We start from the raw sequence: 21788 nt of genomic DNA, 5'->3' as shown, positions 1-21788 counted from the left end.
TTAATCGAACACATTAACGCACATAGCCCTCGCCTTAGCTCACGAAAACCAGCTATATCATTTTCAATAAGCACTAACCCGACTGTATAGCACTAAACTCAACTCTTCCCCACTTATTCGAGTCCACGTCAAAACTGTTTTATACAATATATTGAATCATGTATTCTCAATTGAACAATTGTCGTTATAATCATTTATGACAGTTTTGTAGGCTGAGGGTAACTAATGCATAAGAGTAAAATAATAAATATCAATGATCTATGCTGGGAGTCATGGCAGCATGAAGATGAGTACGCTAGCGATCAAAAGCACCTTGGGGACATGGCTGGCGGCGAAAAGATTGGGGTAACTATGGAGCGCTTACCGCCCGGAAAAGCCTCTGCTGTTGCACACTACCATACCAAAGAAGAAGAACATATTTACGCAATGCAAGGCGAAGCGACTTTGTATATTGACGGTGAACCCCACCCATTTAGTCAAGGTCAATATGTCTGTTTTAACGCTGATACCGGTATCGCCCATAAGCTATTTAACCATAGCGATAGCGACTTCATCTTTATTGTCGTTGGTAATAGAGATATTCACGACGTCGTTGTTTATCCCGAAAATAATAAAGTGCTAGTCAAATCAGTTAATGAGATCTACGCCCGTAGGCCGACTAATTATTGGGATAAAGACGAGACCTCGAACTAACTTAATAAAAAACGCACCTAAGTGCGTTTTTTTATTTGAGTGATTAACTGTTAAATATTATTCAGCAGCGATCATAAAATCTAGTGATGGCGCAAAGAAAGAAGAACCTGTTAATGCTTGTGTGAAATGCATTAAATGATCGTGGTTACCTTCTGCATCGCCATAGACCATGCTTTCTAGCATCTTTTCAAAGTTGACAGAGTTACGACAAGTAGAGATAAACATTAAGCCCTGCTCTTTAACCGAACCGTAAGGCATGCTCTGTCTCAAGATCTCCATCGACTTACCTTCACTATCTTTAAGGTTCACACGTTTAATGTGACTTGTTAACGGTTTATCTGCAGAAGCATATTCAATATTGTCAACCTTAGTTCGACCAATCACATCTTCTTGTTTTTTCACAGGAAGACGATTCCACTTACTTAGGTTATGAGCAAATTTTTGCACATGAATATAGCTGCCACCTTTAAAGGTGCCATCTTCTTCACCAACCAGTGCCACCTCTTGACGGCTACGACCTTTAGGGTTTTCTGTACCATCAACAAAGCCAGTTAGATCACGAGCATCCATAAATCTAAAGCCGCGCTCTTCATCAATTAATTCAACTAAGCCTTCAAACATCTGATTAACTTCATTCGCCACCAGATGCAGAATATCAAATCGGTCACAACGGATATGTACGAATAAATCGTATTCGATTGCCGGAGCCTCACGAGTTCCCTTATTCATAGCAGGGAAAGGTTTCAGCTGCTCAGGTCGAGCATTTGGATATAGTGTGTCCCAATAATTGGCACCAATAGCTACAAAACCATTAAATGCACTATCAGAATATTGATCTGCCAATTCATAGATGTATTGAGCAACATTCGCCACACAAGGACGCATCTCAGACTCAACAGCTTCATTAGCATTAAACATTAAATAGACACTGTGCAAGTTCCCTTCAGCACATACTCCAAGTTGTTCACGCGGCATAACCTGACTATCCATTATTTTAAGTAACCCTTTTGCTGAATTTAATTTCGGCAACATTATGTACAACTTTAGTCATTAATATCATTAACTGACGCACAATAACTAGAATTAAAACAAAAATGTTGGTTGTCACGCAGATTTGCCCCAAGCAAAAATCGATCTGTATCTCAGAAAAAATGCATTGTGCATCATAAAATCTTCAAAGACACTATCCGTATGCTTATAGACAGTAGAAAATCCCCCCGCTTATGACAACACTAATAGCTTAATATAGCCAAGCTAAACCTAAGCTTAACTAGCTTGCTATATCTTAACTTAGTAAGACTAAATTGTGATTCTGATAACTAATGTCAACTTTCTGTCCGACAGCCAACTCTAGATTAGTGCTATGCACTTCCAATTGAGTTTGTTCCACCTTAACCAAATATTGACAAATATTTCCTAAAAATCGACGCTCTAAGACTTCTCCAACGCCTGCAGTGTCGCTTGTTAAGTGAATATGTTGCGGCCTCAACATTAACTCAGCCTTACCATCGACAGCCAGCTCCAACGGCTCATTACTTCTAATGGTGCCGATTAAGGTATTTACGTGGTAACTGTCTATCAACTCTGCACTAAGATAATTAGCCGTACCTAAAAACTCTGCAACATACCTATCTGATGGCATTGAATAGAGGTTTTCAGCATCTCCACACTGCACGATGCGACCTTCGTTAAATAGAGCAAGTTTATCTGCAAAGACAAACGCTTCGTCCTTACTATGAGTAACAAATACTGCGCTAACATTATGCTTTTTGAGAATGTCGCGGATCTCCAACATCATCTCTTTACGCACTTTTGCATCGATATTAGAAAATGGCTCATCCAGTAGCAATACTTCAGGCTCGTAAGCTAATGCTCTGGCTATTGAAACTCTTTGCTGTTGACCGCCCGATAGTTCATGAGGGTAGCGCTTAGCCAACCCCTCCAGCTTAACTAATGCCAACATCTCTTCTAATCGAGCTTTGCGTAGTTTTTTGTTGCGAGTTTGGACACCAAACAAAATATTATCGGCAACGGTAAGATGAGGAAATAGCGCATAATCTTGAAAAATCATTCCTACGCCACGCTGCTCACTGGCAATAAAATGCTGCTGATCAGCAACCACTCTGCCATTGATAGTAATAGAGCCCTGACTGATAGCCTGTAAGCCAGCAATTGCCCGCAATAGGGTTGTTTTACCACAACCGCTTGGACCTAATAACGCGACTATCTCGCCTTTTTCAACTGTCAGATCTAAGCCTTTTAAAATCACCTGCCCTTGGTAGTCACTCACTACTTGTTGTATTGCTAACGTCGCCATATTAATTATCTTGCTCCAAGGAACGGTTTAGGTAAATGAGTGGTATTAAGCCCACTAATACAATCACAATTGCAGCTAAAGCACCTTGCTCCAATTGCTCATCTGACACGAATTGAAATACATATGTCGCTAAGTTTTCAAATCCAATTGGTCTAAGTAATAAGGCTGCCGGTAGCTCTTTCATGCACTCGATAAAAACCAACAACAAACCTGCAAATATCCCTTTTCTGAGTAAAGGTATATGCACTAAACGCAGCAAACCTGACGGCTTCAACCCCATGGTTATGCCCGCCATATCAAGCGAAGGAGAAATACGTTTATAACTATTTTCTATACTGCCTATAGCAATAGCTGCAAAGCGAATGCAAAAAGCACACACTATGATAAAAGTGCTACCTGTAAATATTAACCCCGGCTCTTCAAACCCAAAAAACTGAGCCATATCATTAATCGCGAAATCAAACTGCGTAAATGGTACTAAAATGCCTATCGCTAGCACTGTGCCTGGTAATGCATAACCAGTCGATGCCAATCGAGACGGCAACATATCTGCACGGCGTGGACTAATACGACGAATGAACATGAGCAAAACACCAATAGCTACACAGATAACACTCGCTAACATAGCTATCCATAAGCTATTAAAGCTGTACTCAAAAAACTCTGCATTCCAGCTCTGGGCAAAGTAATAGTAGGCATATTGCATTAAAATCATAAAAGGTAATAAAAACGCTAGGAACAGCAAAGTACTGCAATAACTAAATGCCAGCCCAGCCTTAATACCACTTAAATGATAAATATCTAGCTCACCTGGACTTGATTGTTTCTGAAATAATTTTTGTTTACGGCGGGCAAAACGCTCAAAACCAACCATGGCAAAAATCACGAGCAGCATAATGGTAGATAGCTTTGCAGCCGTAGCAAGACTGCCATATTCAAACCAAGTATCGTAAACCGCAGTCGTTAAGGTTGGCACAGCAAAATAGCTAACCGTGGCAAAATCAGCAGCGGTTTCCATTGCAACTAATGCAGCCCCCACGGCAAATGCAGGCCTTGCCATGGGTAAACTTAATCTCCAAAAGCTCTTCCAAGGACCACAGCCCATAACCCGGCTCGCTTGGCTTAAGCTCGCTGACTGCTCCATAAAGGCGGTTCTTGCTAGCAAATAAATATAAGGAAACAACACTAGCGCCAGCATAATAGCTGCACCACCTAACGAACGTACCTCTGGAAAAAAATAATCCTGCGGCGACTGCCAACCAAAAAAGCTACGCAAACTGCCTTGAATAGGCCCAGCATAATCAAGCAGATCGGTATACACATAGGCCACAACATATGCGGGCATGGCGAGCGGCAACAGCAATGCCCATTGGAATATACGTCGCCCAGGGAAATGACACTTGGCCACTAACCAAGCTGCTGGAATAGCAATAACTAACGAGCCTAACACCACCCAAAACATTAACCATAAACTATTGCTTATATAGGTCGATAAAACGGTATTAGCAAGGTGTAGAAACACGTCTTCATCAGGCAGAAATGACTGACCAATAAGTGCAATTATTGGCATAAAAATTAGCAATGCTAACGCATAACTCGTAACAGACCAGCCTTTGGCTAAGCCTAGAACCATAATCTTGACTACCTATTTGATAAAAAAGAACCATTGTTAGAAACAAGAAAACCTATCTTATTGCAATAAGCATAAGATAGGTTCAATGTTATTCACTGGCTATAATCACTAACTCTAAGCCTGTTTGCCTTAGTTTACGTTGGATACGTTAGCCCAACCTTAAACATCTTTATCACTAAGTTACAGATCAAATTTAACTTCATCGAGTAATTTAATCGCTGCGTTGTGATATTCAGCAAGCTTGTATATCGGTAGATCATCAGCTTTAAACTCGCCCCAAGAAGCAACTAGCTTAGAAGGTGCAACATCTGCCTTAACCGGATATTCAAAGTTCACTTCGGCATAAGTTTGCTGCGCCTTATCTCCCGATAAATACTCCATCAACTGCAACGCAGCGTCTTGGTTTTTAGAATATTTTGCCATTGCCATGCCAGACACATTGATATGCGAGCCACGGTTATCTTGATTTGGGAAGTTGATTTCTATCGCATCTGCCCACGCTTGCTGCTTAGGATCTTGTAGCATTTTCCCAAGGTAGTAACTGTTACCAATGGCTAAATCACAAAGACCTTCGCTTACCGCTTTTACTTGAGCTCTATCATTACCCTGTGGTTTTCTGGCTAAATTAGCTTTCCACCCTTGTAACCAAGTTTTAGTTTCTTGTTCACCGTGATGCGCAATCATAGAAGCAACAAGTGAAACATTGTAAGGATGCTTACCACTGCGAGTACAGATTTTGCCTTTGTATTTAGGGTCGGCTAAGTCTTCATAATTAATATCAAGCTTACCTAAACGCTCTTTAGATGAGTAAATATTACGAACACGCATTGTCAGCGCATACCATTCATCGTCAGGCGAACGGTATTTAGCAGGAATATTTTGCTGTAACGTTTCACTCTTAACTGGGGTCACAAGATCTTTTTCAGCAAGTTCCATTAAACGGTAAAAATCAGAAGTGAGTACAACGTCGGCCTTTGACAGTCTGCCTTCACGCATCATACGTTCAGCAATGCCTTTTTTAGAAAATACAACATCGACTTTGATGCCGGTTTCTTTTGTGAAATCAGCTAAGATAGGATCGATCAGAAAAGCTTGTCGATAAGAGTATACAGTTAAGTTTTCAGCCGCATTGGCCATCGACGCAAAGCATGCAAGCCCGATAACTGCCAAACTTTTTACCATTTTCATACGTTTCTCCCTCAAAAATCGTTCGCTGCATCACAGTGGATACTGATAATAATTCTCAATCGCAGAAATGGTAATCAAAAGCTAAGCTAACAGCAAGTATTTATCACATTTTTAACACTTATATAAACACCACAAATACATCAGCAAATGCTTAACTTATATCAATTTTAACTGTAACTCACCTAAATCACGTTATTGTGGTTGTGTCGTTTTGAATATAGTCGATTTTGCAGCGTCGGCATGCCATACAGATAAGCTTGGGACGACCTTACGCCATAGTAATTGTGGATGGCGAAAATCAAGGTAATCAAGTAAGCAAACTAACATCACTTTTTGCGCTGTTAACTCTTGATAATGCACAAGACCCAGCTGCTCTACTTGCTGTAAGCCTCGCAGCAATGCCTGCTCAAACCTTGCCGCCCAAAAGTCGGAACGCAAACCTTCTTGCTCGCGCAACTGTTCTTGCCTTAGCGCTACCGCACTATCAAGCATGCCTTTTAATAACGAGAAGTGGCATTGATTAGCCCAGTCGTTATATTGGCCACCGAATAATTGACTGTCGCCGTACTTAGCGTCAATAAACCTCATGATAACTTCACTGTCATACAGGGACGAGCCATCGTTTAAACTTAAGCAAGGTACTTTTGCTAGCGGATTACAACGTAGAAACTCTGCATTATTCGCAAAGGGATCAATAATCACTTCAGTTACGTCTGAAACACTATAATAGTGAAGTAAAACACGCACACAGCGGGCATAGGGGGATGCATCTGAGTAAAATAGTTTCATGGCTATGTATTCCGTTATTTACCAATACTTTTCAACAGTGACTTGACCAGGTGCTCGGCGCAAGTTCTTCACTAATCCTTTGTCAGTTAAAATCTTTTGCATATCTGTAATCATCTCTGGATTACCACAAAGCATCACTTGAGAGTCTTTAGGATTGATATTAAAACCAACAAAAGATTCTAATTCACCATTTAAGACTAATTGGGGGATCCTTAATTTGAATGCCTCTGCCAAGGGTTCTCTGGTGACTGAAAGTACCAATTTAAACTGCTGTGGATAATTGGATTCAAACTGCTTAAGTAGCTCAAGGTAAGCCAGATCTTCGACTTGACGAACACCATATACCAACACGACTTTTTCGTAGGTTTGCCAAGGCTCAGCTGTTGCCATCATAGAAATAAATGGCCCCACAGCGGTACCCGTAGCAATAAACCAAAGGTGTTTACCTTGATGCTCCCCGGTAGGTAACTCATCGAGAGTCATAAAGCCCGTCGCCTTTGTTGCAACATCAATACTATCGCCGACTTCTAATGCCTGAAGATTAGGAGACAATTGGCCGTCATTGACTGCTACCGCCAAAACCTCAATGTAATCGGTACCAGGGGGGTTAACCAAAGAATAAGCACGACCGACTCTTTTATCATCAATCACTTGGCTAAGTTTAATAAACTGACCTGCTGTAAAGTCGCCGATATCTGCCTGTATTCTGAGTGAAAACAGCTTGTCACTCCAATCCTGCCGAGATAAAACCTTACCTTCTATCCACATAGCACACTCCCTAAGTTTATTAAAAAACTTGGACCTTTCGCACTCCAAGCGCTTTTAGTTAAGTTACAACATATCGGCTTCAGCGTTAAAAATCACAAACCAATAGCCGTAACACACCGTTAGCTAAGGGTAAAACTATAAATAAGCATATGCTTTTATTTTAATAACAGAAACATTAATCTAATATTCAATTTATTTAAGCATACTCAGCGTCTTAATAACTTGCATAGCTAAGTACGCAATTTAGCGTCGCCAATGTTTAGGAGAAAAGATGAGATTAATAAGCCGTAATCCCCTAAAGTTCATTACGCTATTTATTATTAGTAGCTTTATGAATTGCAGCGTTGTTTTTGCGGTCCAAGAGGGAAACATCAAGCAGCAGACAAACACTCAGACTCCTGCGACAACAAATGTTATCGTCAAGCAAGTACTGCTAGTCAGGCATGCAGAGAAAAGCCAGAGTAATAGCCAAGATCCTCAGCTTAGTGCGGTAGGAATGCAAAGAGCACAGGCACTAGCACAACAATTGGCTCCCGTCGCGCTATCGCAATTAATAGCCTCGGACTACCAAAGAACTCAATTAACCCTAGCACCTTTAGCCAAAGAAAAAGCACTGACACTAACCATAGCTTCAACAAAATCTGGAATATCAGAGCATATCAAGCATATTGTCGCTTTAGTTAAACAGGAACAAGGCAATAGTTTAATCGCTGGACACTCTAATACCCTTCCGTTAATAATATCAGCCCTTGGCGGACCAAATATCGGAACAATTAGTGAGTCTAGCTATGGTGGGATATACCAATTACAGCTAACACAAAACGGTAAGGTCATATTAACCCAAAGCCATTTTGTTCAATAACGAAGGAGAACCTATGAGTCAATCAAAATTGCCTTCAGAACCGAAAGCATTATCAGATAGCTGTAATAGTTGCGAGCGTATGTCTGTTATTGAAGGTGAGCGAGTCTGCTATAGAGAAGGAGCAATCATAGGCTTAACGCCAATGAAGCCCTCCTCAACAAAAACAAAACTCGTTTGTGACGGCTGGAAATTAGGCAAACTCAACTTTTAAGCATTAAGCATACCGGCGTAATCTCTTGCAGAGAACTTAGGTTCATGCAAAAGGCCTTGCAGTGGAGACTCAGGCGTTGCTTTAGCAATACTTAATCCTCGGGTCGTAACTCGCATTCCTGCACACAATTCAAAATACACAACTTCTAGCTCATCAGTTTCAAGGCCACGTTTTTTTAGCGTTGCCATAATAGCTAACCAATCAGTATTAACTTTACTGTCTTGCCCTTCAATCTGAGCGAGTATCGGTATGTTTTTCATTGTGATCAGCCTCAGTATCTGCTTATTGTTAAATTAGGTGCAATGATAACAATATGAAACTGAACCTTTGCTGAACCCTTAATGAGTAATCAAACCACAACAAAGGGTTAATTCGACTCTTGCTGCACTCGCCATAACTTAGTGTAAAAACCATTTTTCGCGAGTAAATCAATATGACTCCCCGCCTCTACAACTTTACCTTGGCTTAATACAATAATTCGATCCGCATCGACTACAGTCGATAGCCTGTGGGCAATAACTAGACTAGTATGCCCCTTAGCAACCTCTTTTAGCGCTGATAAAATCGCTTGTTCAGAGTGACTATCTAATGAAGATGTGGCCTCATCAAATACTAAAATTGGCGCTTTTTTCAAAATAGCTCGCGCAATGGCAACCCGTTGCTTCTCACCACCGGATAATTTTAAACCTCGCTCACCAACTTTTGTCTCGGCGCCCTCTGGTAAAGTGGCGATAAATTCATGTAAATGAGCCATTTTTATCGCTGCATTAATATCATCTAGGCTAGCCTCAGGACGACCATAACGAATATTTTCGATTAAGGTATCGTTAAATAACACAGTATCTTGAGGCACTATCGCAATAGCTTGCCTTAAGGTGTCTTGAGTGACATGGCGAATGTCATGACCATCAATTACGATTTTTCCTTCTACGACATCGTAAAACCGAAACAGCAACTTAACTAAAGTTGATTTACCTGCCCCGCTATCGCCAACAATAGCCACTTTTTCACCGGGCTGAATGCTGAAACTAACATCGTCTAGGATCGTTCGAGAATCATAACGAAACCCTACATGTTCAAAGGAAATCTTTCCCTTAGTTAATGCCATATCGTAGGCGTCTTGCTGATCGTTTATCTGAGGAGTCTTATCCAATAAATCAAACATACGCTCAATATTGGCAAATGCACCGCGGATTTCGCGGTAAACAAATCCTAAAAAATTAAGCGGTATAAACAGCTGCATCATAAAGGCATTGATCAATACAAAATCACCGATGGTCATGACACCTTTAGTTACATCATACGCAGCCATCCCCAACATCAAGGTCATCGCCACCGAGATAATACAAGCTTGCCCAGCATTTAAAGCAAACAACGACAGGCGATTTTTGCGCTTAGCATTTTCCCACTCGGCTAAGGCTACATCGTATTGCTGGGCCTCAAAGGCCTCATTATTAAAATACTTAACCGTTTCATAGTTAAGTAAACTATCAATAGCGCGCGTATTTGATACTGAATCAGCCTTTGCTGCGTCACGCACATAGCCTGTTCGCCATTCAGTCGCTACGATCGAAAAAGCCCCATAGGCAATCACTGATAATAAAGTGACCCCAGCAAATTTATAGCCGTAGTTGTAAAACAAAATACCAACCACCAGCGCGATCTCTAGAATCGTTGGCACAATATTGAACACCATGAAGCGCATTAAAAAACTCATGCCACTGGTGCCACGTTCAATATCCCGAGACAAACCACCCGTACGGCGCTCTAAGTGAAATGCCATATCTAAACGATGTAAATGTTCAAAGACAGCCATACCTAAACGACGAATTGCCCGCTCGGTAACGCGCCCAAATAAGGTATCTCTCACTTCTGAAATCAAAGTATTGAGTAAGCGAATGCAGCCATACGCGATGACCAGAGAAATCGGAACAGACACTAATTCCGCCGTAGAAGAGCTATCTAGCCCATCCACCAATGCTTTTAAGATAAACGGTAAACCCACGCTGGCAATTTTAGCGATCACCAGACACAGCAGCGCTAAAGCGACCCTTTGCTTAAATTCAATCAAGTAAGGCCACAGCATTCGCAATACATGCCAATTTAACTTGCCTATAGGACCATCGAAATATAATGAAGGGCGCATTGCTACTTCCAAATTAATTTGAGTATCAAGAATATTATTTCTATTGTGCGACAGATAGTTAGCTAATTAAGCGAAAAAACCAGCCTTACAACTGTAATAAAAAAGTTAACAAAGACTTGCTCAATACTGTGCTATCGTACTATTTTAAGCTCAATATAGCGGCAGACGAACTCATAAACTGGGTCGGTTTACACACTTTTTGACTAATTTGTATTTAGTCGCGTAAATACTGTTAACCCAAAGAAAAGAATTTGATACTCTCTGCGCTACAAAATCAAAAGTGAACAAAAAGAGTGAGTATCACTCTTGGCAAGTTAACTACATAAAGGATGCAAATATGCTTGACTCATCCAAGCCACAATACCCCCCCTTACCACTCATCCAAACATGGATATGGATGATGACCCAATCTGGAAATCCTGAAATTCAGGAAAAGGGACAAAACAATCTTATTGCCTCTTTTGGTAGCTTAGCTAAAGCAAACCAATACTTGCTTGAGCAAGAAGGAAAATAGTTCACACTAATTGAATTATCGAAATCAAAAAAGGAGGCATTAGCCTCCTTTTATTTATCTATTATCCAACTCGACGCTGAGTAATACTGTCATTTAAGGTTGCAAGCAACTTTTCAGTATCGCTCCAACCAATACAGGCATCGGTTACTGACTGGCCGTAGCATAGTGATTGTCCCTGAATGTGGTCTTGACGACCTTCTATTAAGTTACTCTCCACCATTACACCAAAAATCGCATCTTCACCCGCAGAGATTTGCTGAGCGACATCATCACAAACAAGCATCTGTCTTTCAAATTGCTTGCTGCTATTGGCATGGCTAAAATCAATCATAATATTGCTAGCCAGCTTTGCTTTTTCTAGCTGCTGCTTGATATCACTAACATGCGCTGCACTGTAATTCGGTTCTTTGCCGCCGCGCAAAATAATATGGCAATCTAGATTACCTTTGGTTTCAACAATCGCCGAATGACCATATTTAGTGACCGATAGAAAATGATGTGGAGCACTAGCCGCACCAATTGCGTCAATGGCCACTTTAATCGTGCCATCGGTACCATTTTTAAAACCAACTGGGCTTGATAAGCCTGAAGCTAATTCACGGTGAACTTGAGATTCGGTGGTGCGAGCACCAATCGCTCCCCAGCACATTAAGTCAGCCACATACTGTGGGGTAATCATATCTAAAAACTCACCCGCAGTCGGCAGCCCCATATCGTTAAGATCTAACAACAACTTACGCGCAGTTCGCAGTCCATCATTTAACTTAAAGCTGTTGTCCATGTAGGGATCATTTATCAAACCTTTCCAGCCAACTGTTGTACGCGGTTTCTCGAAATAAACTCGCATCACAATCTCTAACTGATCTTTATAGCGTTCTCTTAATTCAACTAAACGCTTACCATACTCAAGAGCCGCAACAGGATCATGAATAGAGCAAGGACCGATGACTACTAATAAGCGATCATCTTTTTTCGCTAAAATATTATGGATATTTTCACGGGCATTAAATACGGTAGCTGATGCGTTCTCTGTTGCCGGAAATCGCTCCAAAATCGCAATAGGAGGTAACAACTCTTTTATCTTATTAATTCGAACATCATCATTTTGGTAATACATGGTATTTCTTTACTCCGTCTAGCCTATGAATACAGATCTCTCAATTGCGATACTGCAGTCAATTTAGCCAGTATAAGCAAAGATTGCAATCAAGTTATTATTATTTAACTTAAATAATTTTAAAGTATTGTTTCAAATAAAAATAAACCCAACAAAAACAGAAGCAAACTATTAACTTACAAACATAAAAACCAAATAAAACATCTTATTAGTACATAAAAGTCCAGTCAGCAACACTTAAGCTCATGTAGAGCAAACTTACTTTATTAGCCGCGATAATGGTCAATAAAAAGCCTTGTAAACGATCAGCGCAATATACATTAAGCCTGACTAATTGGTATCTGTCAGGCTTGAACCAATGCGCGCGACTAAAACTATCGAAATAGATAATGAGTAGAGGGGGGGATAGATGCTGCAGTTAATGACTACGCATCGCTTGTAACTTAGACTGATAGCGTTGCTTATTATGCTCATCTTTAGTGAGTGATAATGCTTTTTGCAGATTTTGTTGGGCGCGCTTTTCATCTCCAGTCATCCAGTATGTCCTAGATAAGCCAAAATAAAACTCATGGCGGTAGTCAGCCTTTTCTATTGCTCTTTTATACCAAGCTAAGGCGTCTTGGTATTCTCTATCTATATAAGCTTGCTGGGCCCTACCATAATAGTAATAAGGGTTACGAATACGTGCCAGCTCCATAACCTTATGTACATCCGCCCACTCTTCCAACCTATCTTGTGCGGCCAGCATAATCGCATAGTTATTAAGCGCATTCATATCTTCAGGGCTAACGCTTAGCGCATAACGATAAAGAGCCTCTGCTTCACTATTCATCCCCTTATAGCGATAAAGTACAGCCAATGTGTTAAGTGCTGGGAGGAAATGGCTCTGCTCGTTAAGTGCTAACTTGAGTAAGTGATAAGCGCGGTCATAATCTTCAGCAACCAGAGCCTCTGCAGCTAGATTATTATAAAACATAGAGATAACAGTCGACTTATTCACTCTTTGTATGCTGTATCCCTGCATAGCACGTTCAGGTAAGAAGTCGATTTGAATTGAGCGGGTAGAAAGGTTAAACACATTACCTTTCTGCTGAGGTAACAATTTTAAATTTATATGGCCATTTACCAGATAAAAGCCTCCTTGACGATCCCATATCGGAGGTATGCCAATATCTTGAAATTCTACTTTAACATCAACAGCCTCAGCTAAAGCAGCCGTTAATACTACCAATGACAAACAGTTACCTTCACGATCATTGAAAGTCTCACTGGCGGTACGAGTCACGTTGTCTGCGTAATAAAAACCGCCATCGTCAGCATTAATATAATCCGCAAGCCATTCATGCACCATTGGTGGCGATTGCATTTGGTTATTAGCGCGTTGCTGCGCACGCTTTAATTCCGCAATAGCGTCTGCTGGTAATTCAAATAGCTGTTCAGGGCTGGGTAATGACGTAATGACAGAAAAGTGGCGATCATGGAAATAAGGCGTTAAGTCTGTCGAGACTTTAGCTGGTTGATTAGCACAACCAACAAGCAATAAACTAGCTAGCGCCACTAGAAGCAAAATGGTTCGATTCATCACATACTCAACGTAAGGGCTCCATACATTAAGCATATGTCATTAAGATGGATCTGGATGAAAAAATCGCAAAATATGGGCTTACATAGTTAACAACCGAAGCTAAAGCCCCAACGTTAATCCATAACCACACTTAATGTGACGATAGTGATAGCTCAATTAGGTGGGTCAATTTGAATATACACTTGCTGCTCATGGTAATCGTAAGGCCGGTAATATAAGCCTTGGCAGGCAAAGTGACGGTATGGTGTTGTAACGACTAAACAACCAATAGGTAGAGACTGCAGTATTTGAATTTGTTGCTGATAACGTAGCGCTTCACGCCATTGGTACTTTCGTTGTACTTCGTCGCGAACCGCAAACGCATCAAAAGGCTCGCTAGATTTGCGCACGACAACCTGACCAGCAAGCGCAGTTGTAGATAATAAACAAAATAGCGAAACAAGACTCAACAGTTTAGCCATTTTTATTCCACGATTAAGCAATCTAACTATTTGCATATCGGCAAGCTCTCCAAGCGACTTTAAACTACTCTACCCCAAATAAATACAGAACAATAGCGACAAAACGGCCGCTAACGACCAATAAAAAACAGAGCCGCAGCTCTGTTTTTTTGTTTCCGAAAAGCCAACCTTAATTGGCACTTTTAATTGACACAAACTCTGGGTAGGCATCAATACCACAGTCTGAAGCATCCATACCGTTATACTCTTCTTCCTCGCTTACACGGATCCCCATGGTTAACTTCAATGCCAACCAAACAAGAGTTGACGCAGCAAACACCCAAGCAAAAATAACTGCGGCACCAAACAGCTGAGTGATCAGGCTGGCATCTGAATTTGATAAAGGCACTAACACTAAGCCAAGTAAACCAGCAACACCGTGCACCGAAATTGCGCCCACAGGATCATCAATTTTAACTCGATCAAACGCCACAATCGAAAATACCACTAAGCCACCCGCAACAACACCTATCACTCCCGCCATAGCTAGTGTTGGCGATAACGGATCAGCGGTAATTGCAACTAAGCCAGCCAATGCACCATTGAGTATCATGGTTAGATCCGCTTTGCCCCAAATCAAGCGACACACAATTAACGCAGATATCGCACCAAAGGCCGCAGCAGAGTTGGTATTTACGAAGATTTTAGCCACGGCACTAGCGTTTTCAGCATCAGAAACCAGTAATTGTGAACCACCATTAAATCCAAACCAGCCCATCCATAAAATGAACATACCTAAGGTCGCCATAGGCAGATTTGAACCAGGGATCGGGTTAACTTGGCCATTTGCACCATATTTTCCCTTACGAGCACCTAACAATAGCACCCCAGAAATCGCAGCAGCAGCCCCCGCCATATGAACAATGCCACTTCCAGCAAAATCAACAAAACCAGCTTCAGCTAAAAATCCACCGCCCCAAGTCCAGTACCCCTCAACCGGATATATAATCGCCGTCATAAACACAGAGAAAGTTAAAAATGCCCATAACTTCATGCGTTCTGCAACGGCACCTGACACGATCGACATTGCAGTGGCCACAAATACAACTTGAAAGAAGAAGTCTGACTCTAGTGCATGATCTGCATCTGCTGCCTGCGAGCCTATTAAACTACCAAATGATGGTAACCAACCACCTTCAGCACTATCAACATACATTATGTTGTAGCCAACAATGAGATACATCACACATGCAATCGAGTATAAACACACGTTTTTAGTCAAGATTTCAGTGGTGTTCTTTGAACGAACTAAACCGGCTTCTAACATGGCAAACCCCGCTGCCATCCACATCACTAAAGCACCCGAAATCAAAAAGTAAAATGTATCTAGGGCGAAGCGTAACTCAGTTACTGTTAATCCCAACTTGGTTAAATCATCCATTTGCTTATCCCCTTATAGTGCGTCGTTATCAAATTCACCAGTTCGAATGCGAATGGCTTGCTCAAGATCAGTAATGAAAATTTTTCCGTCACCAATTTTTCCGGTACGAGCTGCACCGGTTATCGCTTCTATTAGCAACTCTAACCGCTCTGTTTTAATGGCAATTTCCAATTTCACTTTAGGGAGAAAATCGACTTGATACTCTGCGCCACGATATAACTCGGTATGACCCTTTTGCCGACCAAAGCCTTTAACTTCAGTGACGGTCATACCTTCAATGCCAACTCCAGCAATGGCCTCACGCACATCGTCTAATTTAAATGGTTTTATAATTGCACTAACCAATTTCATGACTCTCTCCCTAATTGCATTTCTTGTTTGATTAATACAATTCAAGCATTAGGCCAAAACACAAAACACATATAATTCAAAAGCATAGGTAAAAACAAACTTCACCGTGTGACTATTTATGCACCAATGATGTGCGTAGATTAATAAAATGCACTGTTGTAAAGCATCAACAAGATAAGCATTAGACTTATCGCTAATAGGAGAGATAACAAAGATAAGTTGTACTGAGATCTGTTATTGAAACCATCAAGGTTCCAAAAAGGAGTTGCAACATGCTTAAACCTGAACAATGCGTGCTACTGGTGGTTGATGTGCAAGGACAACTCGCTCAGGTTGTACAGCAAAGCCAGCAGTTACATAAAAAGCTAATAACGCTTATTAAAGGTGTGCAACTATTTGATATACCAGTTATTTGCCTAGAGCAACTACCCGATAAACTTGGTGCGACCAGCGTTGAGGTTGCTCAAAGTATTGAACAGTTTAATCCTATTAATAAGCATCACTTTAGTGGCTGGCAAGCTGAAGCGTTACAGCAACAACTCTCTGATTTAGGGCGTAAGCATATTATACTGGCAGGCATAGAAACCCATGTATGTGTATACCAAACTTGTCGTCAGTTACTCGACAATGGTTTTCAACCTCATCTAGTGACCGATGCCGTGTCATCCAGAGAGCTTGCCAATAAATTAAGCGGCATTGAAATGATGCTGTATTTCGGTGCAATCCAAACCAACGTTGAAACGCTGCTATTTGAATTACAGCAAGATGCGCAAGGCGATCGTTTTAAAGCACTGTTAACGCTGATTAAGTAACTTATCTCACTCAGTTACTCAGCATTATTTTAGTGAAGTCATTTATCGCGGAAGCAAAAAGCCCTCAATATGAGGGCTTTTACTTTAAACATCTAAGTTAACTAAACTTAGCGAGACTTACTTGTAAGTTGCTTCGCGCTTTTCAGCTTCAGCATCCCACTTAGGTAGCACAGTCTTCTTGAATTCAGCTTTGTCAGCGTTCATCTTCTTCATGTCCATACCAAGAGCAGCTTGTGCTTTAGCCTTAGTAGAGATATCTGGAATAGCAATTGGTTGCTTAACGCCTTTCTTAGCAAGTAGTTGAGCTAGCTTAACGCGAGCGTCTGCTGCTTTGTTTACTGCAGTACCTAGTACACGTAATGCTTCATCTGGAGCGTGAGATGCAACACCGTGAGAAGCGATTGCATAGTCCCAACGCCATTGAGCATGACGGATATCAGTTAGAATCGGCTTCATTTCAGCTTCAGTTGCACCCGCTTTCCATGCCGCACCAGCTTCAAAGTGAGCCTTAACAAGTTGATCTTCAGCTTGTAACTGAATTTGCTTAACCTTAGCTTTACGCTCTTTGTCTAGGTTAACCATGAACTCTTTGCTTTGGTCGTGACAAGTACCACAAGTTTCTTCGAAACGATCAAATGGGTTACCCACTTTGTGGTCAGTGAACTTACGACCTTCAGGGCTCTTAACTTTAGGCATGTGACAGTCAGTACAACTTACGTTGTTCTTACCGTGCATACCTAGCTGCCAAGTTTCATAGCCAGGGTGTTGTGCTTTTAGCATTGGCGTTTTAGATACAGCATGAGTCCAATCTGCGAACTCGATAGCATCATAGTATGCTTCCATATCTTCAACAGTTGTGCCCTTGTCCCATGGGAACTTAACATAACCTTTCTTATCAGCAGTCTTCTCGAAGTAGTATTCTACGTGACATTGTGCACAAACCATTGACTGCTTATCTTTACGAGAAGCTTCATCAAATGGCATACCAATCGCTTCTAAGCCACGCTCAGCAAATGGACGAGAAATACGTAGTTTGGCTTTGCCTTTTTCGTGACAGTCTGAACAACCGATAGTATTAACAACTTCAGCGCCGCCTTTAGCCCACTTACCAGAGAAGTAACCATCTTCGCCTTGCTCTTCAATTAAGCGAGGTACATCAGGGCTCTTACAAGACCAACATGCCATTGGCATTGGACCATCTTCAGCGCTCTTTGGTGCACCAGTACGTAATGTATTACGTAAATCGGTCACTGCGTACATATGACCACGAGCCTTGTTGTAATCTTTAGCGAAACCGTAACCAGCCCACAAAATCACTAGGTTAGGATCTTGTTCAAGCGCATCAATAATTTCAACGCTTTCAGAGGTATCGTGCCAGCTGTTATATTGCTTAGAGAATTTATCTTTATAAACTTCACTACGAGGTTCAGTTTTATCACTTGCAAATGCGCTACCAGCCATTAAGCTTGCAGCAACGATCGCACTCAGTGCAAAAGTCTTTTTAGTTAATGTTTTCACCATCTCATCTCCATGTTACTTTTATAATCTTTGTATAGTCCCACCTATTCCAAGGTCGAAGTTATTCACTTCCTATTGATAAAAACATACCCCTAAGGGGGTATCCGGAGTGAAGTTTGCGTTAGATCAAATTGTGAACGTGTTGTTGCTCACACTTTTGCCTATTTGTTAACGCAATCAAGCAAGCACTAATATAGAAAACAACTAAATTAGTAATACATACAACGCCATTATGAGATTTATTTAGATGAAAAAAGGTAGGCTCACCTCAGCTATTTGGGGCTTCATGTTAACGCTTATTTTACTTTCTAGTGGCCTGGCAATTTTTGCAATTGTTAACCTGTCTTACAGCTTGGGAGACGCCCGTGCGATCAACGCTTCTGGCTCGCTTAGAATGCAAAGTTACCGCCTAATGTTTTATGCAAATTCAGGGAGTGAGGAAGCGATATCAAAAATTGCAGAGTTTGAAAATACTCTACATTCTCAAGCACTTGAGCGTTCATTAGTCTGGTATACCCCACAAGAATTAAAAGACAAGTATCTCTCTGTTATCGACAAATGGCAGGTCATGCGTTACTACATTGAGCATGAGGAGTCGAGACTGTATGCTGCCGCGCTAAAGGACTTTGTCGACACCATAGATCTGTTTGTTTTAGAAACCGAGCAATATGCAGCCCTCAAACTAAAAATCTTAGCGTTAAGTCAAATAGTTGGCTTAGGTATTATGCTACTTATTGCATTTTTTACAGTACGAATAGCCAAACGCAAAGTTGTTAAACCATTGCAACAATTGATGCAGGCTGCTGATACAATTTCGCAGGGCAATTTTAATGTAGAAATGCCTAAAACAGAGTATCTCGAATTGAGTGCGCTTAGCAGCGCGTTAGATTCAACGGTCAAAAAGCTCGCCAGCGTCTATCAAGGCTTAGAGGAGCAAGTTCAAGAAAAAACGGTAGCGTTAACCCGCGCTAACGACGAATTAACCTTATTGTACGATAGTTTGGTAATGCTGCATTCGAGCAAGCTAAACAAAAAAACCTTATCTGAAGCACTTGATGCACTGCAACGACATGAAAATGGCGTTCAACTTCGTCTAGTCATAGTCGAAGATAATGAAGTCGTTGATATTATTACCGCTGATAACCAAGATGAGTGGCACCATAGCAACGATGCAAGCGTGCAGTTTCCTTTAAAGTTCGAAGAAAATAATCTCGGCTACATTGAAGTCAGTAATAACGCACCATTTTCAAACCAATTAATTAATAACTTCGCCATCATGCTAGCTCGCTCTATGGTGATATACAGTGCCGGCGAACAACGACAACAACTCGCCGTTATGGAAGAGCGTGGTGTTATTGCAAGGGAGTTACATGACTCGCTTGGACAGCTACTATCGTTTTTAAAAATTCAGGTTAATTTACTGTCTAAAGAGTTAGATAAAACCTGTAAAAGTCCACGAGCCGCCGAACAACTGCAAGAGATCAATGAGGGAGTCACAACGGCTTACGTGCAGCTTCGAGAGCTACTATCCACTTTCCGTTTAACCATTAAAGATCCCAATCTTGGTCATGCCATAGAAGGCATGATCGAACAATTACGTGGTCAATCTGATGCCAGCATAACCTTAGATTATAAACTGCCACCGCAGTTACTTGGCGCACATCAACATATTCATATTTTGCAGCTCACTCGTGAAGCAACATTAAATGCCATTAAACACGCCAATGCCAAACATATTCATATAAGCTGTCAAAAAGTATCTAATGAAAAAGCCGTTATCAGTATCAGTGATGACGGGATCGGCATCGATGCATTACAGGAAAGAGACCAACATTTTGGTCTTGGAATTATGCATGAACGCGCCAGTCGCCTATCTGGTGTGGTAGACTTTGGATCAAATAGTAAAGGTGGGGCTACAGTAACGCTGACTTTCCCACCAGAGCAAGATCCCGTACAGCCCCCAAATGGCTAATTTGCGGAACCTTATTTAGCATGAAGCACAAACAATATTGTTTTTAAGTCTAATAACTAGACTCATATTCCTCAGCAGGAGGCGGTAAAATGGGAAAACCCTACTCAGTATTAGTGATCGATGATCATCCACTACTACGTCGTGGGATCTGTCAGCTAGTAACCTCGGATTCAGACTTTAGCTTATTTGGTGAAGCAGGATCAGGATTAGATGCCCTAGCAGCAGTAAGTGAAAACGAACCCGATATTATATTGCTAGACCTAAATATGAAGGGGATGACTGGCTTAGATACGCTTAATGCGCTAAGACAGGAAGGGGTTACTTCTCGCATCGTCATTTTAACCGTATCTGATGCAAAGCAAGATGTTATTCGTATTGTTCGTGCAGGCGCTGACGGTTACCTACTTAAAGATACTGAACCTGATCTATTGCTTGATATGCTGAAAAAGACCATGCTTGGTCACCGCGTTATCAGTGAAACAGTACAAGAGTATTTATCTGAGCTAAACAGCACGGTTAACGAGCAAGAGTGGATTGAGAACCTTACGCCACGTGAACTTGAGATCTTGCAACACCTTGCGGAAGGTCAAAGTAATCGCGTGGTCGCTGAACAGCTACATATCAGTGAAGGCACCGTTAAAGTACACGTGAAAAACCTACTACGTAAAGCTAATGCCAAATCACGTACCGAAATGGCTGTTCGTTACTTGAACCAGTAATAATACCAATCAGTATAAACATTTAGTCACTCAGCGAGAGTTTAGCGGTTTTGAGGCAAGGCAACGAGTGAAGGGCATAGTTGTTCTACGTTTAAGCTCGTTAACACTGCATCAGAATCGCTAAAACTCGCCATTCTGGAGCGTTTTTGGCTGCCTACTTCTGCGTTGAATAGCTTGATAAGGGAATAACCATTATTGCAGCTATTCGCCTTGAATTAGTTTGCCAAAAACCGCTCTGAGTAGATCAAATTCTTATACTGATTGGTATAAAATTAAAGGCAGCGAATCGCTGCCTTTTTTGTCTATTTATGCTCAATAATAAATCTGAGGATCGGCAATCATTTTTCGTCGATAAAACGTCGCCAACTTAAAATCACTTCATAGAAATCTTCTAAGCCGCAAAATGCTTCAGACTCGCCATCATAAAAAGACATAGACTCATCAAGCTCTTGATCTTCATTGTCTTCAATATCATTAGCAAACACGCGAGCCTGCTCAGTATCTAGCTCCAATGAAATCGCTTTCCCCACTAAGCGCCAATCATTACCTTGGCCGCTTTGTAAACGCGCTATTTGATCACAGATTTGATTATAAAGCTCCAAGTTATCAGCGAGTTCCTCTGACAACCACAAGCCTAATGCTTCATGATCCATACTAAAACGTGCAAAAACGGTATCTGTAATAGTGTTACGTAAAAATTCGTATTCCATAC

Annotated in this window: 22 protein-coding genes; 7 read left to right on the top strand and 15 right to left on the bottom strand. The window is 41.2% G+C overall.

The window, feature by feature from the left end; genetic code table 11:
• The first annotated feature begins 225 nt into the window (after window positions 1-225).
• Window positions 226-693 (top strand): cupin domain-containing protein, encoded by a 468-nt coding sequence (locus L884_RS0101590; RefSeq protein WP_028765843.1) that lies wholly within the window; start codon window positions 226-228, stop codon window positions 691-693.
• Window positions 694-750: 57 nt separating this feature from the next.
• On the opposite strand, the gene L884_RS0101585 is transcribed toward L884_RS0101590, so the two are convergent.
• From L884_RS0101585 to L884_RS0101560, 6 genes are all read right to left on the bottom strand, one after another.
• Window positions 751-1683 carry a Dyp-type peroxidase gene (locus tag L884_RS0101585; protein ID WP_028765842.1) on the bottom strand — a complete coding sequence of 311 codons (933 nt, stop codon included), beginning with the start codon at window positions 1681-1683 and terminating at the stop codon, window positions 751-753.
• 295 nt (window positions 1684-1978) lie between these two features.
• Entirely contained in the window at window positions 1979-3010 is a 1032-nt protein-coding gene (locus L884_RS0101580) for an ABC transporter ATP-binding protein (protein WP_028765841.1), read from the bottom strand.
• A 1-nt stretch (window position 3011) separates the two neighbouring features.
• A complete protein-coding gene (locus tag L884_RS0101575; RefSeq protein ID WP_028765840.1) occupies window positions 3012-4643 on the bottom strand; it encodes an ABC transporter permease in 1632 nt (543 codons plus the stop codon).
• Window positions 4644-4823: 180 nt separating this feature from the next.
• Window positions 4824-5831 (bottom strand): Fe(3+) ABC transporter substrate-binding protein, encoded by a 1008-nt coding sequence (locus tag L884_RS0101570; protein ID WP_028765839.1) that lies wholly within the window; start codon window positions 5829-5831, stop codon window positions 4824-4826.
• A 192-nt stretch (window positions 5832-6023) separates the two neighbouring features.
• Window positions 6024-6620, bottom strand: coding sequence for a glutathione S-transferase (locus tag L884_RS0101565; protein ID WP_028765838.1), 597 nt, complete (start codon window positions 6618-6620; stop codon window positions 6024-6026).
• Window positions 6621-6638: 18 nt separating this feature from the next.
• Window positions 6639-7388, bottom strand: coding sequence for a ferredoxin--NADP reductase (locus L884_RS0101560; RefSeq protein WP_028765837.1), 750 nt, complete (start codon window positions 7386-7388; stop codon window positions 6639-6641).
• Between the two features lie 271 nt (window positions 7389-7659).
• Between L884_RS0101560 and L884_RS21545 the strand changes: the two genes are divergently transcribed.
• Both L884_RS21545 and L884_RS0101550 read left to right on the top strand, forming a co-directional pair.
• Window positions 7660-8250 (top strand): histidine phosphatase family protein, encoded by a 591-nt coding sequence (locus L884_RS21545; protein WP_051435490.1) that lies wholly within the window; start codon window positions 7660-7662, stop codon window positions 8248-8250.
• A gap of 13 nt (window positions 8251-8263) precedes the next feature.
• On the top strand, window positions 8264-8461 hold the full coding sequence (locus tag L884_RS0101550) for a hypothetical protein (protein ID WP_028765836.1): 198 nt from the start codon (window positions 8264-8266) through the stop codon (window positions 8459-8461).
• Here the strand turns inward: L884_RS0101550 and L884_RS0101545 are convergent.
• Window positions 8458-8721 carry a hypothetical protein gene (locus L884_RS0101545; RefSeq protein ID WP_028765835.1) on the bottom strand — a complete coding sequence of 88 codons (264 nt, stop codon included), beginning with the start codon at window positions 8719-8721 and terminating at the stop codon, window positions 8458-8460. The two genes, L884_RS0101550 and L884_RS0101545, sit on opposite strands and share 4 nt — an antisense overlap.
• A gap of 107 nt (window positions 8722-8828) precedes the next feature.
• On the bottom strand, window positions 8829-10607 hold the full coding sequence (locus L884_RS0101540) for an ABCB family ABC transporter ATP-binding protein/permease (protein ID WP_028765834.1): 1779 nt from the start codon (window positions 10605-10607) through the stop codon (window positions 8829-8831).
• Window positions 10608-10944: 337 nt separating this feature from the next.
• On the opposite strand from L884_RS0101540, the gene L884_RS22990 reads away from it, so the two are divergent.
• A complete protein-coding gene (locus L884_RS22990; protein ID WP_108944435.1) occupies window positions 10945-11121 on the top strand; it encodes a hypothetical protein in 177 nt (58 codons plus the stop codon).
• A gap of 61 nt (window positions 11122-11182) precedes the next feature.
• Here L884_RS22990 and aroG read toward each other — a convergent pair whose 3' ends face one another.
• From aroG to L884_RS0101510, 5 genes are all read right to left on the bottom strand, one after another.
• Window positions 11183-12238, bottom strand: a complete 1056-nt coding sequence (aroG, locus tag L884_RS0101530) for a 3-deoxy-7-phosphoheptulonate synthase AroG (protein WP_028765833.1) — start codon at window positions 12236-12238, stop codon at window positions 11183-11185.
• 418 nt (window positions 12239-12656) lie between these two features.
• On the bottom strand, window positions 12657-13820 hold the full coding sequence (locus tag L884_RS0101525) for a tetratricopeptide repeat protein (protein ID WP_037410146.1): 1164 nt from the start codon (window positions 13818-13820) through the stop codon (window positions 12657-12659).
• A 155-nt stretch (window positions 13821-13975) separates the two neighbouring features.
• Complete coding sequence (locus L884_RS0101520) at window positions 13976-14320, bottom strand: hypothetical protein (protein ID WP_425423466.1); 345 nt, start codon at window positions 14318-14320, stop codon at window positions 13976-13978.
• A gap of 133 nt (window positions 14321-14453) precedes the next feature.
• A complete protein-coding gene (locus L884_RS0101515; protein WP_028765830.1) occupies window positions 14454-15704 on the bottom strand; it encodes an ammonium transporter in 1251 nt (416 codons plus the stop codon).
• A 12-nt stretch (window positions 15705-15716) separates the two neighbouring features.
• Window positions 15717-16055 (bottom strand): P-II family nitrogen regulator, encoded by a 339-nt coding sequence (locus L884_RS0101510; protein ID WP_028765829.1) that lies wholly within the window; start codon window positions 16053-16055, stop codon window positions 15717-15719.
• Between the two features lie 272 nt (window positions 16056-16327).
• Here L884_RS0101510 and L884_RS0101505 point away from each other — a divergent pair, with 272 nt between their 5' ends.
• Entirely contained in the window at window positions 16328-16867 is a 540-nt protein-coding gene (locus tag L884_RS0101505; protein WP_028765828.1) for an isochorismatase family protein, read from the top strand.
• 117 nt (window positions 16868-16984) lie between these two features.
• Here the strand turns inward: L884_RS0101505 and nrfA are convergent, their stop codons facing one another.
• A complete protein-coding gene (gene nrfA, locus L884_RS0101500; RefSeq protein ID WP_028765827.1) occupies window positions 16985-18388 on the bottom strand; it encodes an ammonia-forming nitrite reductase cytochrome c552 subunit in 1404 nt (467 codons plus the stop codon).
• 244 nt (window positions 18389-18632) lie between these two features.
• Between nrfA and narQ the strand changes: the two genes are divergently transcribed.
• On the top strand, window positions 18633-20357 hold the full coding sequence (gene narQ / locus L884_RS0101495; RefSeq protein ID WP_028765826.1) for a nitrate/nitrite two-component system sensor histidine kinase NarQ: 1725 nt from the start codon (window positions 18633-18635) through the stop codon (window positions 20355-20357).
• Window positions 20358-20446: 89 nt separating this feature from the next.
• Entirely contained in the window at window positions 20447-21076 is a 630-nt protein-coding gene (locus tag L884_RS0101490) for a response regulator (RefSeq protein ID WP_028765825.1), read from the top strand.
• 338 nt (window positions 21077-21414) lie between these two features.
• On the opposite strand, the gene L884_RS0101485 is transcribed toward L884_RS0101490, so the two are convergent.
• Window positions 21415-21786: a YacL family protein gene (locus tag L884_RS0101485; protein WP_028765824.1), complete on the bottom strand. Its 372-nt coding sequence runs from the start codon at window positions 21784-21786 to the stop codon at window positions 21415-21417.
• Window positions 21787-21788: the final 2 nt, after the last annotated feature.

This window comes from Shewanella fidelis ATCC BAA-318 (genome assembly GCF_000518605.1).
Taxonomy (GTDB): Bacteria; Pseudomonadota; Gammaproteobacteria; order Enterobacterales; family Shewanellaceae; genus Shewanella; species Shewanella fidelis.
The sequence above is the reverse complement of the archived record's forward strand: the minus strand, read 5'-3'. Positions and strand labels throughout refer to the sequence as shown.